At 61.5% G+C, this 13,172-nt stretch carries 13 protein-coding genes; 11 read left to right on the top strand and 2 right to left on the bottom strand.

Translation table 11 applies throughout. The features are described from left to right. Positions 1-3 precede the first annotated feature (3 nt). A complete protein-coding gene (locus E5E97_RS08455; protein ID WP_171280164.1) occupies positions 4-381 on the top strand; it encodes a protein YgfX in 378 nt (125 codons plus the stop codon). A gap of 192 nt (positions 382-573) precedes the next feature. Here the strand turns inward: E5E97_RS08455 and nadB are convergent, their stop codons facing one another. Then, entirely contained in the window at positions 574-2,181 is a 1,608-nt protein-coding gene (gene nadB / locus E5E97_RS08460; protein WP_118881871.1) for an L-aspartate oxidase, read from the bottom strand. A 182-nt stretch (positions 2,182-2,363) separates the two neighbouring features. On the opposite strand from nadB, the gene rpoE reads away from it, so the two are divergent. The 10 genes from rpoE (at position 2,364) to pdxJ (ending at position 11,107) form a co-directional block, all read left to right on the top strand. Beyond that, the gene (gene rpoE / locus E5E97_RS08465; protein ID WP_005309371.1) at positions 2,364-2,945 is read left to right on the top strand and encodes an RNA polymerase sigma factor RpoE; all 582 of its coding nucleotides are present in this window, start codon (positions 2,364-2,366) and stop codon (positions 2,943-2,945) included. 22 nt (positions 2,946-2,967) lie between these two features. Beyond that, entirely contained in the window at positions 2,968-3,558 is a 591-nt protein-coding gene (locus E5E97_RS08470) for an RseA family anti-sigma factor (protein WP_118881870.1), read from the top strand. Between the two features lie 19 nt (positions 3,559-3,577). Further along, on the top strand, positions 3,578-4,558 hold the full coding sequence (locus tag E5E97_RS08475) for a MucB/RseB C-terminal domain-containing protein (RefSeq protein WP_016349517.1): 981 nt from the start codon (positions 3,578-3,580) through the stop codon (positions 4,556-4,558). Between the two features lie 93 nt (positions 4,559-4,651). Next, positions 4,652-5,113 carry a SoxR reducing system RseC family protein gene (locus E5E97_RS08480; RefSeq protein WP_011704746.1) on the top strand — a complete coding sequence of 154 codons (462 nt, stop codon included), beginning with the start codon at positions 4,652-4,654 and terminating at the stop codon, positions 5,111-5,113. A 120-nt stretch (positions 5,114-5,233) separates the two neighbouring features. After that, a complete protein-coding gene (gene lepA / locus E5E97_RS08485) occupies positions 5,234-7,027 on the top strand; it encodes a translation elongation factor 4 (RefSeq protein WP_016349519.1) in 1,794 nt (597 codons plus the stop codon). 3 nt (positions 7,028-7,030) lie between these two features. Continuing rightward, positions 7,031-7,954, top strand: coding sequence for a signal peptidase I (gene lepB, locus E5E97_RS08490; RefSeq protein WP_016349520.1), 924 nt, complete (start codon positions 7,031-7,033; stop codon positions 7,952-7,954). Beyond that, positions 7,955-8,626 carry a ribonuclease III gene (rnc, locus tag E5E97_RS08495; RefSeq protein ID WP_011704749.1) on the top strand — a complete coding sequence of 224 codons (672 nt, stop codon included), beginning with the start codon at positions 7,955-7,957 and terminating at the stop codon, positions 8,624-8,626. Then, complete coding sequence (era, locus tag E5E97_RS08500) at positions 8,623-9,522, top strand: GTPase Era (protein WP_011704750.1); 900 nt, start codon at positions 8,623-8,625, stop codon at positions 9,520-9,522. Before rnc ends, era begins: the two co-directional genes overlap by 4 nt. Further along, complete coding sequence (recO, locus tag E5E97_RS08505; RefSeq protein ID WP_039214654.1) at positions 9,523-10,230, top strand: DNA repair protein RecO; 708 nt, start codon at positions 9,523-9,525, stop codon at positions 10,228-10,230. A gap of 139 nt (positions 10,231-10,369) precedes the next feature. Further along, complete coding sequence (gene pdxJ, locus E5E97_RS08510; protein WP_011704752.1) at positions 10,370-11,107, top strand: pyridoxine 5'-phosphate synthase; 738 nt, start codon at positions 10,370-10,372, stop codon at positions 11,105-11,107. Between the two features lie 84 nt (positions 11,108-11,191). Here pdxJ and ast read toward each other — a convergent pair whose 3' ends face one another. Next, the gene (gene ast / locus E5E97_RS08515) at positions 11,192-13,102 is read right to left on the bottom strand and encodes a thermostable cytotonic enterotoxin Ast (RefSeq protein WP_118881869.1); all 1,911 of its coding nucleotides are present in this window, start codon (positions 13,100-13,102) and stop codon (positions 11,192-11,194) included. Positions 13,103-13,172: the final 70 nt, after the last annotated feature.

Below are 13,172 nucleotides of genomic sequence, written 5' to 3' on the forward strand. Positions count from 1 at the left end.
TCGATGCCCGTCACCGTCTCCAGGCAGCAGCGCCTGCTGCTGTTGTCGCTGTTTCTGCTGATCCTGTGGCCGCTGGCCGCCCTGATCCACGGCTGGCAGTGGGCTCTGTTGCTGCCCTGCTGGGGGCTGGGGTTGTGGCACGCCTGGCTTGGCGCCAGCCGGATGAGCGGTGTGCTGGAGTGGGATGGGCAGTGGCTCACCTGGCAGGGTCGTCGTTATCTGCTGGGGACCGGCAGCCGCATCTGGCCCGGGGTACTCTGGCTGCAACTGGTGACGGCGGAGCGTCCCGCCATCCGGCTCTGGCTGTTCAGCGATGCGCTGTCGCCAGCTCATTACCGTACGCTGGCCCGCGCCATCCACTTCTCCCAGCCGACCCGCTAAGCTCTCTTCCCCATAAAACAGATGACCCCGCCGGAGCGAGGTCATCTGGATGTTGCTGCTTGTTGCTTGCTGCAGAGTTAGTCCCGTTCCGGCGTCAGCACAGTCGGCTTGGAGTCCGGTTGCATGTCCGGGTAGTCCGGGTTGCAGCAGTGCAGGCCGCGTGACCCTCTGGCTCATTGCGAAGCGAAAGGGTTAGTCCCGCTCCGGCGTCAGCACGGTCGGCTTGGAGTCCGGTTGCATGTCCGGGTAGTCCAGGTTGTAGTGCAGGCCGCGCGACTCCTTGCGTTGCAGTGCGCAGTTGACGATGAGTTCGGCCACCTGCAGCAGGTTGCGCAGCTCCAGCAGGTTGTTGGAGACCCGGAAGTGGGCGTAGTACTCCTGCACCTCCTGCTTGAGCAGGTCGATGCGGCGCTTGGCCCGGGCCAGGCGTTTGTTGGTACGCACTATCCCCACGTAGTCCCACATCATCAGGCGCAGCTCGTGCCAGTTGTGCTGGATCACCACCAGTTCGTCCGAATCTTCCACCTTGCTCTCGTCCCACACCGGCAGACGGGGCGGCTCCACGCTCATCGGCAGCTTGGCCAGAATGTCGGCCCCCGCCTGATGGGCATAGACCACGCATTCGAGCAGGGAGTTGGAGGCCATCCGGTTGGCGCCATGCAGCCCGGTGTAGGTCACCTCGCCGATGGCGTAGAGGCCGGGGATGTCGGTCTGGCCGTTGTTGTCGATCATCACGCCGCCGCAGGTGTAGTGCGCCGCTGGGACGATGGGCATCGCCTCCTTGGTGATGTCGATGCCGACCGCGAGGCAGCGTTCATAAATGGTCGGGAAGTGCTTGATGATGAAATCGGCCGGCTTGTGGCTGATGTCCAGATACATGCAGTCGGCGCCGAGCCGCTTCATTTCGTGGTCGATGGCGCGGGCGACTATGTCCCGCGGCGCCAGCTCGGCCCGCTCGTCAAACTCCGGCATGAAGCGGCTGCCGTCGGGACGGCGCAGGTAGGCCCCTTCGCCGCGCAGGGCTTCGGTCAGCAGGAAGTTGGGGTCATCGGGGTGGAACAGGCTGGTGGGGTGGAACTGGTTGAACTCCAGGTTCGCCACCCGGCAGCCGGCGCGCCACGCCATGGCGATGCCGTCACCGGAGCTGACGTCCGGGTTGGAGGTGTACTGATACACCTTGGAGGCGCCACCGGTGGCCAGCGCCACGAAACGGGCGCGGATCACTTCGACCTGCTCGGCGTTGCGGTTCCAGACATAGGCGCCGAGCACCCGGTTGCCCGGCAGACCCAGCTTGCGGGTGGTGATGAGGTCGACCGCGTTGAAGCGTTCCATCAGCTGGATGTTGGGGTGAGCGCGCACCTGATCGATCAGGGTGAGCTGTACCGCCTTGCCGGTGGCATCCGCCGCGTGGAAGATGCGGCGATGGCTGTGGCCCCCTTCGCGGGTCAGGTGATAGTGGGATTCTCCCTCGGCGTCCTCTTCCTGATCGAAGGGGACCCCCTGCTTGATCAGCCACTGGATGGACTCGCGAGCGTTGCGGGCGGTGAACTCCACCACGGCCGGGTCACACAACCCGGCCCCGGCGTTGAGCGTGTCGCTCACGTGGGATTCGATGCTGTCGGTCTCGTCGAACACGGCAGCGATGCCTCCTTGCGCATAGAAAGTGGCCCCTTCACTGATGGGCCCCTTGCTCAGAACCAGGACTTTGGCCTGGTCTGCCAATCGCAACGCGAGAGACAAACCGGCGGCACCGCTGCCAATGATCAGTACGTCGCAAAGGTATTCAACACTTGCTTTCATAAGTATCATTGGCCTGGATTAAGAACTGGCACCATGGTAGCCCAAGCGAGGGTGGTGATGCAGCCTGCGTCACATTTTTTTCAATGCAAGCGAACTTTCCCTGATTCCTCCTGTCTGAACTTGTGCGCTTAGGAAGGGCCGGAAAAGAAAAACGATAACCTGATGGGGGTTTTACGGCTCTGATGAGCGACCAGAATCTACTGGACGAACAGCTGGTTGAACGGGTCCAGCGTGGCGATAAAAATGCATTCAACCTGTTGGTAAAAAAATACCAGCACAAGGTGGTCAACCTGGTGGCCAGGTATGTCAACAACCCGGGCGATGTACCGGATGTGGCGCAGGAGGCATTCATCAAAGCCTACCGTGCGTTGCCGACATTCCGTGGCGAGAGCGCGTTTTACACCTGGTTGTACCGGATCGCCGTGAACACGGCCAAAAATTATCTGACCTCTCAAGGGCGCAGGCCGCCCAGCAGTGACGTAGAGGCGGAAGAGGCAGAATACTATGGCGGTGGCGAAGCCTTGCAAGAGGTGGCTACCCCGGAAAACCTGACGCTGACCGACGAGATCAAGCGCACCGTGTTTTCTGCCATAGAAGCTTTGCCGGAAGACTTGAGGACAGCTATCACCCTTCGCGAACTGGAAGGGCTGAGCTACGAAGAGATTGCCGAAATCATGGATTGTCCGGTGGGTACGGTGAGATCCCGCATCTTCCGGGCGAGGGAAGCAATCGATAAAAAGCTGCAACCTCTGATCGAGAATTAACTGGGGAAAGACAGGTTAACTTATGGCAACTAAAGAGCAACTCTCGGCCCTGATGGACGGTGACTTGAGCGATGTTGAGGTTCTGAACGAGCTGGGAACGGATCCGGCTCTGCAAGACACCTGGTCTCGTTACCACCTGATCGGTGATGCCATGCGGGGGGACCTGCCGGTCAATCTGCAACTGGATCTGAGCGACAGCATCATGGCTGCGCTGGAAGATGAGCCCACCATCCTGGCGCCCAAGCCGGTGGAGAGCAAACCTGCCGCACCGCAGCCGGGTACCGCCAGGGTCGTGCCGTTTCTGCGCCGTGCTGGCCAGCAGGTGGGGCAATACGCCATCGCCGCCTCGGTCGCTGCCGCCGTCATCTTCGGGGTGCAGCAGTATCAGGGGCAGGATGGTCTGCCAACCAATCCGGTACTCAACACTATCCCCGTTGGCGGCAGTGCCTCACCGGTGAGCGTGCACTACCCGCAGGATGGCAACCGGGCCACTGCCCGTCAGCAAGGGCTGAGCGAGCAGCAGATGCAGGAGCAGCGCGAGCGCATCAATGCTTTCCTGCGTGACCACCAGTTGCAACAGCGTCTGCTGCAAGACAAGCAGATTCAGGAATAACGGATTTAGGGATCAGAACGTGCGCCAGTCCAGCCGTATTTTGCTGGCCTCTCTCCTGCTGATCAGTGCCAAGGCCTCGGCCGACGACAAGTCGGCCGAGGCCTTGTTGCAGCAGATGCAGAGTGCCGTCTCGCAACAGAATTTTGAATTGTCCATGGTCAAGGCCCGGCAGGGGCGCCTCGAACCCATCCGCTTCAGCCATGGCGTGATCGATGGCAAGGAGGTGGCCCACCTCAGCTATCTCGATGGCAAGACCATCGAGTATCTGCAGCGCCAGGATGAGTACACCTTCTTCGAAAATACCCACGAACCTTACACCCTCAAGGGCGCCCGCTTCCCCGGCGTATGGGCGAGCCTGGTCAGGATGCCGCTGCCACGGGTGCTGGAGAGCTATGACCCCGTGCTGGCCGGTCGTAGCCGGGCGGCCGGGTTGGTGGCTCAGGTCGTGCGGCTGGTGCCCAAAGAGGCCGACAAGTACGGTTTCGTGCTCTGGATCGACGAGCAGAGCCACCTGCTGGTGCGGGTGGACATGGTGGATCGGGAGGGCAATCTGGTGGAACAGGTGCTGGGGGTGGATCTGGACAGGCTGCCTGCCCCGGCGCCCTGGCTGGTGAAGCTGGCTGGCAGCAAGCTGCCTCAGGCACTGGCACTGGAAGACGCCTACCCGGCACCGCAGCAACAGCTGAACTGGCACCTGACCTGGTTGCCGGAGGGGTTCAAGGTGCTCTCGCGGGATCGGCATCAGCTGGTGACCACCAGCCTGCCGGTGGATTACATGATGCTCTCCGACGGACTGGTGGATCTCTCGGTCTACGTTGCCCGGGTCGATCCCAAGCAGGCGGTGCGCCAGCAGTTGATCCGCCAGGGGGCTACCTCGCTGGTGAGCTATGTCAATGACGTGGGGGTTGAGATCACTGTGGTAGGGGAAGTGCCGGCCGATACCGCGAAACGCATCGCCGAGTCGGTGCAACCGCTGGCCCGCAACGAGACCGTCCAGTAGTCGCCGATGCACTGTTGCTTGCCCAATCCAGACAGTCATGTTCAGATTGGGTCAATCTCTGTCTAGTTAATGTGGAACCGTCTTGTGAGTGGAATGAGCGAAGAGCTGGCAACCGTAGTGGCCATTGATGGACAACATGCCTGGGTGGAGTGCGAACGACGCTCCGCCTGCAGCGGTTGTCATCAACAGTCCAACTGCGGCACCGGCACGGTAGCCAAGGCGTTTCCGTTGCAGGCGCAGCGGCTGCGGGTGGCGCTCACCATCGAGGTGAGTGTCGGCCAGCAAGTGAGGCTCGGTATCCCCCAGGCGAGCATTCTGCAGGGGGCTGCGCTGGTCTACGTGCTGCCGCTGTTCTGTCTGCTGGCGGGAGCCCTGCTGGGGCAACTCTGGCTGGCTCCCTTGCTGTCGGCCGGGGAGGGGGTCACCATCCTCAGTTGCCTGCTGGGCGGCCTTATCGGATTTTCACTGGTTCGTTACTTTTCAAACCGGCTCGATCAGGGGGCTTATGGTCCCCGCATGCTGGGTGTGGTCCTGCCTACCCGCCACCTCTCCTGACACTGTCCAGGCCTGTATTTCTGGTGCTTCGTCGACTAAAGATTGGCCGTCGACCGGGTTATCCAGTAAAATCCTGCCTCCATATCCGGCCCTAACCTAATTTTGAGTGATTCTTGCTCGATGAAACACATTCGTAACTTTTCGATTATTGCGCACATCGACCACGGTAAATCGACCCTGTCGGACCGTCTGATCCAGACTTGTGGCGGCCTGTCCGACCGCGAGATGCAGGCTCAGGTGCTTGACTCCATGGACCTGGAGCGCGAGCGCGGCATTACCATCAAAGCACAGAGTGTGACCCTGAACTACCAGGCACAAGACGGTAACACCTACCAGCTGAACTTTATCGACACCCCTGGCCACGTGGATTTCTCCTACGAGGTCTCCCGCTCGTTGGCGGCCTGTGAAGGGGCGCTGCTGGTGGTGGATGCCGGCCAGGGGGTTGAGGCACAGACTCTGGCCAACTGCTATACCGCCATGGAAATGGATCTGGAAGTGGTGCCAGTGCTGAACAAGATCGACCTGCCGGCCGCCGAGCCGGAGCGGGTTGCCGAAGAGATCGAAGACATCGTCGGCATCGACGCGGTCGATGCGGTACGCTGCTCCGCCAAGACCGGCCTGGGTGTTGACCTGGTGCTGGAAGAGATCGTGGCCCGGATCCCGGCGCCGGAAGGTGATCCGGATGCGCCGCTGCAGGCGCTGATCATCGACTCCTGGTTCGACTCCTATCTGGGCGTGGTGTCGCTGGTGCGGATCAAGAACGGTTCTCTCAAGAAGAACGACAAGATCAAGGTGATGAGCACCGGTCAGGTGTGGGGTGTCGATCGTATCGGTATCTTCACGCCCAAGCAGGTGGACACCATGGGGCTGGGTTGCGGCGAGGTAGGTTGGGTTGTCTGCGGTATCAAGGACATCCACGGCGCGCCGGTGGGCGATACCCTGACCCAGGCCAAGAACGGTGCCGAGAAGGCGCTGGCTGGCTTCAAGAAGGTGAAACCGCAGGTGTATGCGGGCCTGTTCCCCATCTCCAGCGATGACTACGAGTCGTTCCGCGACGCCCTCGACAAGCTCTCCCTGAACGATGCTTCCCTGTTCTTCGAACCGGAGAGTTCCACCGCGCTGGGCTTCGGCTTCCGTTGCGGTTTCCTCGGCATGCTGCACATGGAGATCATCCAGGAGCGGCTGGAGCGTGAATACGATCTGGATCTGATCACCACGGCACCGACCGTGGTCTACGAGATCGAGCTGACCGACGGTACCACCATCCACATCGACAGCCCGGCCCAGATGCCCGCCATCACCAGCATCAAGGAGATGCGTGAGCCGATCGCCGAGTGTCACATCCTGCTGCCGCAGGAGTACATGGGCAACGTGATCACCCTCTGTATCGAGAAGCGCGGCGTGCAGACCAACATGGTCTACCACGGCAAGCAGGTGGCGTTGACCTACGAGATCCCGATGGCGGAAGTGGTGCTCGACTTCTTCGACCGCCTGAAGTCCACCAGCCGTGGCTATGCCTCCCTGGACTACGGCTTCAAGCGCTTCGAGACCTCCGACATGGTCCGTCTGGACATCATGATCAACGGTGAGCGGGTCGACGCCCTGGCCATCATCACCCACAAGGAGAACGCCCAGTACCGCGGTCGCCAGGTGGTGGAGAAGATGCGCGAGCTGATCCCGCGCCAGATGTTCGATATCGCCATCCAGGCTGCCATCGGCAACCAGATCATCGCCCGCAGTACCGTCAAGGCGCTGCGCAAGGACGTGACCGCCAAGTGTTACGGCGGTGACGTGAGCCGGAAGAAGAAGCTGCTGAACAAGCAGAAAGAAGGTAAGAAGCGGATGAAGTCTCTGGGCCGTGTCGACGTGCCGCAGGAAGCTTTCCTCGCAATTCTCCACGTCGGAAAGGACTAATAGATGGCAAGCACGTTTTCCCTGATCCTGGTGGTGGTCTGCGCGATCACCGGTGTTATCTGGTGTCTGGACAAGATGATCTGGTCCAAGCAGCGGGCCGCCAAGATTGCCGTGGCCCGTGCCCACGGCGGCGCCCATCTGGACGAGAAAACCCTGGCCAAGGTGGCGCCGGTGCCGGTCTGGATCGAACAGACCGCCGGGGTATTCCCGGTCATCACGCTGGTATTGATCCTGCGTTCGTTCATCTTTGAACCGTTCCAGATCCCGTCGGGCTCCATGATGCCCACCCTGCTGGTGGGCGACTTCATCCTGGTGGAGAAGTTTGCCTATGGCCTCAAGGATCCGGTGACCAACACCAAGTTCCTCGAGACCGGTGAGCCCAAGCGCGGCGATGTGGTGGTGTTCAAGTATCCGCTGGATACCCGGGTGGACTACATCAAGCGGGTGGTCGGCATGCCGGGGGATCGGGTCATCTATCGCAACAAGGAGCTGATGATCCGGCCCAAGTGCGATGAGCAGGAAGGGAAAACGTGCCCGGGCTTCCAGAAGCTCGACGTCAAGTTTGAACAAAGGGGTGAATTTACCCAGATGGGGATCCCGCTTGACCGCTATACCGAGCAGCTGGGCGAGGTGTCTCACGAGACCCTGCGCAACCCGCTGATGCCCGATATGGTCGGCCGTTACTACCGCCAGCCCGGCACCTACCCAGACGAATGGGTGGTGCCGGAAGGCCAGTACTTCGTGATGGGTGACAACCGTGACAACAGTACCGACAGTCGTTTCTGGGGCTTCGTGCCCGAGCAGAACCTGGTCGGCAAGGCGGTCGCTATCTGGATAAGTTTTGAATTCGAGCGCGAAGAAGGCTCCCTGCTGCCAAGCTGGGTACCGACAGGGGTGCGCTTCAACCGCATTGGCGGAATCAAGTAAATGAATATCAAGATGAACAGACTGCAGTCTCGTCTCGGGCATGTCTTTCAGGATCAAGAACTGCTGACCCGGGCGCTGACTCACCGCAGCGCCGGTTCCCGTCACAACGAACGACTGGAATTCCTGGGTGACTCCATTTTGAGTCTGGTGATTGCTGATGATCTCTTCCACCGCTTCCCGCAGGCGGCGGAAGGGGATCTCAGCCGCATGCGCGCCACCCTGGTGCGCGAGAAGACCCTGGCCGAACTGGGCCGGGAGTTTGACCTCGGGGATCACCTGATCCTGGGGCCGGGCGAGCTGAAAAGCGGCGGTTTTCGCCGTGAATCCATTCTGGCCGACACGGTCGAGGCGGTGATCGGTGCCGTCTATCTGGATACCAATCTTGAGACGGTACGGACGCTGCTGCTGGGCTGGTACGCCAGCCGCCTGGACGAGATCAAGCCGGGCATAGAGCAGAAGGATCCCAAGACCCGTCTGCAAGAAATTCTGCAGGGAAGCCGCAAATCCCTGCCGACCTACACAGTGACCAACGTCAAGGGCGAAGCCCACAACCAGGAGTTCACCGTCCAGTGTGACGTGGAAGGCCTGGATGGTCCGCTGGTCGGGGTCGGCACCAGCCGTCGCAAGGCCGAACAGGCCGCAGCGCAGCAAGCATTGGAAAAACTGTCATGACAGATACCACTTATTGCGGCTTTGTCGCCATCGTGGGCCGCCCCAACGTGGGCAAGTCCACCCTGCTCAACAAGCTGCTTGGCCAGAAGGTCAGCATCACCTCGAAGAAGCCCCAGACCACCCGTCACCGGATTCTGGGGATCGACACCGAGGAGAACTACCAGACCATCTATGTCGATACACCGGGTCTGCACATCGAAGAGAAACGGGCCATCAACCGTCTGATGAACCGCGCCGCCACCAGTTCGCTGGGGGACGTGGCCATGGTGGTGTTCATGGTCGACGGGACTCACTGGACCAAGGACGACGAGATGGTGCTGGGCAAGCTGCGCCACCTCAAGTGCCCGGTGGTGCTGGCGGTCAACAAGATCGACAACGTCAAAGAGAAAGAGGATCTGCTGCCGCACCTCGAGTGGTTGGGTCAGCAGATGAACTTCGCCCACATCCTGCCCATCAGTGCCGAGAAGGGCACCAACGTGGAGAAGATCCGCGAGTGGGCCAAGGATCTGCTGCCGGAAAACGTCCACTTCTTCCCGGAAGACTACGTGACCGACCGCTCCTCCCGCTTCATGGCCTCCGAGATCATCCGCGAGAAGCTGATGCGCTTCACCGGTGAGGAGCTGCCCTACTCGGTGACGGTGGAGATCGAGCGCTTCAAGGTGGAAGAGAACGGCCTCTACCACATCCATGGCCTGATCCTGGTGGAGCGCGACGGCCAGAAGAAGATGGTCATCGGCAACAAGGGCGAGAAGATCAAGACCATCGGCACCGAGGCGCGCCTCGACATGGAGCGGCTGTTCCAGAACAAGGTGCACCTGGAGCTGTGGGTCAAGGTCAAATCCGGTTGGGCTGACGACGAGCGCGCCCTGCGCAGTCTCGGCTACGGTGACGACTGATTGCTGACCCCGGCTTTCGTCATCCACAGTCGGCCCTATCGGGAGACCAGCCAGCTGGTCGAGGTTTTCACCCAGGATAGTGGCCGTTTTACTCTGGTGGCTCGCGGTTCTCGCGGGCCACGCTCGCCTCTGAAGGGGCTGTTGCAACCCTTCACCTTGCTCACCATCGCCTGGCGCGGCAAGGGCGATCTCAAGAATCTCACCCAGGTCGAGTGCCCGGATCACTCCCTGCGGCTCGGTGGCGATCGCCTCTTCTACGGCCTCTATCTCAACGAGCTGGTCTACTACCTGCTGGAAGCCCACACCCCGTTCCCCGAAGTGTTTGACGCCTATGCCCGCGCCATCATGGCGCTGGCCGATGGCGAGACACCGGAGCTGCCCCTGCGCCGCTTCGAATTCCTGCTGCTGCAGGCGCTCGGCTACGCGGTGGACTTCGAATATGCCGCCGACGACGAGTCGCCGATCCAGCCCGAGTTGCTGTACGGCTTCGAGCGTGAATTGGGCTTTGTCGCTTGCGAGCGGGCGCCGGATCCCCGTACCCTGTTTCTCGGCGCGCACCTGCTGGCCTTTGCCGAGGGGCGCTTCGACAGTCCGCCCCTGCTGCAGGCGGCCAAGCGTTTCAGCCGGCTGGCGCTGCAGCCCTATCTGGGGCGGCGCCAGTTGAAGAGCCGGGAGCTGTTTTTAAAACGCCGCAATAGCCTGGGTTAACCCCCTGCGGTGTTACCCGACATGGCAAGAATGTTACCTAGGTCCGATTACGCTGCGCTAATCGAACCTACAAGCTGATATACGGATATCCGCGCGGTAGCCGCGCAGTCAACAGATGAAGAGTTTCAAGGAGTCCTCAATGAGTGAAATCTATCTGGGTGTGAACATCGATCACATCGCCACCCTGCGCAACGCCCGCGGCACCCAGTACCCGGATCCGGTACAGGCCGCCTTCGTGGCCGAGCAGGCCGGTGCCGATGGCATCACTGTGCACCTGCGCGAAGATCGCCGCCACATCACCGACCGCGACGTGGAGATCCTGCGCCAGACCATCCAGACCAGAATGAACCTGGAGATGGCGGTGACCGAAGAGATGATCGGCATCGCCTGCCGCATCCAGCCCCACTTCGTCTGCCTGGTGCCGGAGAAGCGCACCGAGGTGACCACCGAGGGTGGTCTGGACGTGGCCGGCCAGCTGGACAAGGTGACCGATGCGGTGGCCCGCCTCTCTGCTGTCGGCGCTCAGGTATCCCTCTTCATCGATGCGGATCCGCTGCAGATCGATGCCGCCGCCGAGAGCGGTGCTCCCTTCATCGAGATCCACACCGGCCGTTACGCCGATGCCACCACGGATGCCGAGCGCAACGCCGAGTTCAAGCGCATTGCCGCCGGTGCCTCCTACGCTGCCGGCAAGGGCTTGAAGGTCAATGCCGGCCACGGCCTGCACTACCACAACGTCAAGGCCATCGCCGCCATTCCCGAGCTCTATGAGCTCAATATCGGCCACGCCATCATCGGCCGCGCCGCCTTCGATGGCCTGGCCAAGGCGGTCAGCGACATGCGCTTGCTGATGCAGGAAGCCCGTCAGGGGATCTGAGCTGTCGGCAGGGGCTGAGCCCCGCGGCACGAAGAAAAAGGGACGCCACGGCGTCCCTTTTTGTCAGGTCAAACTTGGTCTGGGTCAGGATTTTTCCGCAGCCGCGGGTTTGGCTCCCGCCGGTGTCAGCTCCAGGGTGATGAGCTCGAGCGGCGCCAGGGTGATGAGGCGGGGGGCATCGAGGGTGGCCGGCACGCTGGCATTGCTGCCGTAGCGCGGCTGTACCGTGAAGCGGGTGGCCTCGCCCGCCGGGATCTCCAGCTGGCGCTGAGGCTCCAGCAGGAATGTCTGCGGCTGGCTGGAGGGGTTGCGCAGGGTGATGAAGGCGCGGCTCGGACTCCAGGCCGCCCAGCCGTATACCGCCAGCAGGGTGGGGTCGCCGCCGATCCAGTGGCTGTCGAACAGCACGGCCTGGTTCTGCTGTGACCAGAGCGCCGCCTTGGCCAGCAGGTCCCAGTTCTGGCCGCTCAGCAGTTCCGGCGTGAGATAGAGCTCCTGCAACTGGGTGCCGGTGGCGAAGTAGCTCCAGGCCTGATCGGCGAAATCCTGCGGTGACTGCCGATCCAGATGCTTGGCCTGTTTGGCATAGACCAGCCCGTGCAGCATCAGGGAGTTGAGCGGGAACAGGGGGCCGTTCTTGACGATGGAGCGATAGGTCTCGGCATCCCGGTAGGTGATCCACTGCTGCACCCTGGAGCCGGGTCCGTAGAAGTTGATGTCATCGCCGCCGCGCCAGATCGAATCGGCAAAGAATAGCCAGGCAGGGGAGGCGGTGGTGCCGGTGGTCAGGTTGATGAACACCTTCGGATTGGCGGCCCGCGCATCCGCAATCAGGTGGATGGCGGCATCGAAGTCGCTGGTGAAGCGGCTCCCCTCGATCAGCTTGTCCGCGTTGCCGGTCCCGTCGAACTTGAAGTGGGTGACCCCCTGATCCTTGATGAGCGACATCACCTTCTGGTGGAAGTTCTGGTAGTAGACCGGGCCGGAGAGGGCGAACTTGCCATCGCTCAGCTCGTAGCCGAACTCGGCGGCATGGGAGACCCGCTCATCCCTTGGCTTGTTGTAGCCACCCCAGGGGGAGAGCCAGATCCCGAGCTGGGCATGGTAGCGTTCGGCCGCACGCTTGAGCTTACTGAAGCCGTTGGGGAAATCCTTGCTGAAACCCCAGTTGCCCAGTCGATCGTCCCAGCCGTCGTCAAACAGAAAGCCGTTCATGGGCACGCCGCGCCGGCTGATCAGCGCCTCGCCGAACTGATCGATGCGCTTGAGTGCTTCGGTCTCCGTGTAGGGATTGAAGAAGCCGATGTCGAGCCAGGAGTTGTAATGCAGGTAGGGGGCGTAGGGGCGATCGCGGGCCTCGTTGAGGAAGCGGTTGAAGTCGCGCCTTAGCTGACCCTCGCCAAAGGTGCCGACATAGGTGCGGTAGCTGAGCAGCTTGCCCTCGGCGAGCGGCAGCTTGAGCGGGATCAGCTGGCTGACGCCACCCTCGTAGGCCCGGGTATTGACCAGCGGATTCTGGGGGGTAATGAAGAAGCTGTCGCTGACGATGGGCGAGCTGTTGATGGCGCCATAGACAAACGGCGCCTGGGAGTGGAAGGGAAGCATGGAGAAGCCGTTGATCTTTTTGCCGTTCTTGAGGGTGTCGAGGGCAAAGTCGATGCTGGCGTAGCGCTTGTCCCGGCCCAGCCGGATGGCGCTCTTGACCACGAAGTCGGCATTTTCCAACGCCATCTCGATCCGATCACCGCTCTTGGTGAATGCGGTGACCTTGAAATCGGCGGAGGGGGTCAGCCGATCATCCGTCCCCTTGATATCGAACAGGTTGTCAGAGCGAATGAGATCGCCGTTGGCGGTATTGGTGAAGGTCAGTTCCCGGAACTTGCCGGCATCGGTTTCGACCTTGATACGGTACTGGTCACCCTCCAGCGACAGCGTTTCGGCCTGGGCGAAGGGGGTCAGCATGAGCAGCAGCGTCATGGCGGTACGTGCGTGCATGGTTGTCTCCATGTGTTGATGTGAGTGAGGAGTGAGTCGGCAGAACCTCGCCTGTGATACCGGGATGGAG

The organism is Aeromonas sp. 2692-1 (assembly GCF_013085505.1).
Classification (GTDB): Bacteria; Pseudomonadota; Gammaproteobacteria; order Enterobacterales; family Aeromonadaceae; genus Aeromonas; species Aeromonas hydrophila.

Coding starts and splice junctions, on each gene's coding strand:
- E5E97_RS08455 (WP_171280164.1), top strand. CDS start 4: ATGCCCGTCACCGTCTCCAGGCAGCAGCGCCTGCTGCTGTTGTCGCTG.
- nadB (WP_118881871.1), bottom strand. CDS start 2,181: ATGAAAGCAAGTGTTGAATACCTTTGCGACGTACTGATCATTGGCAGC.
- rpoE (WP_005309371.1), top strand. CDS start 2,364: ATGAGCGACCAGAATCTACTGGACGAACAGCTGGTTGAACGGGTCCAG.
- E5E97_RS08470 (WP_118881870.1), top strand. CDS start 2,968: ATGGCAACTAAAGAGCAACTCTCGGCCCTGATGGACGGTGACTTGAGC.
- E5E97_RS08480 (WP_011704746.1), top strand. CDS start 4,652: ATGAGCGAAGAGCTGGCAACCGTAGTGGCCATTGATGGACAACATGCC.
- lepA (WP_016349519.1), top strand. CDS start 5,234: ATGAAACACATTCGTAACTTTTCGATTATTGCGCACATCGACCACGGT.
- lepB (WP_016349520.1), top strand. CDS start 7,031: ATGGCAAGCACGTTTTCCCTGATCCTGGTGGTGGTCTGCGCGATCACC.
- rnc (WP_011704749.1), top strand. CDS start 7,955: ATGAATATCAAGATGAACAGACTGCAGTCTCGTCTCGGGCATGTCTTT.
- era (WP_011704750.1), top strand. CDS start 8,623: ATGACAGATACCACTTATTGCGGCTTTGTCGCCATCGTGGGCCGCCCC.
- pdxJ (WP_011704752.1), top strand. CDS start 10,370: ATGAGTGAAATCTATCTGGGTGTGAACATCGATCACATCGCCACCCTG.
- ast (WP_118881869.1), bottom strand. CDS start 13,102: ATGCACGCACGTACCGCCATGACGCTGCTGCTCATGCTGACCCCCTTC.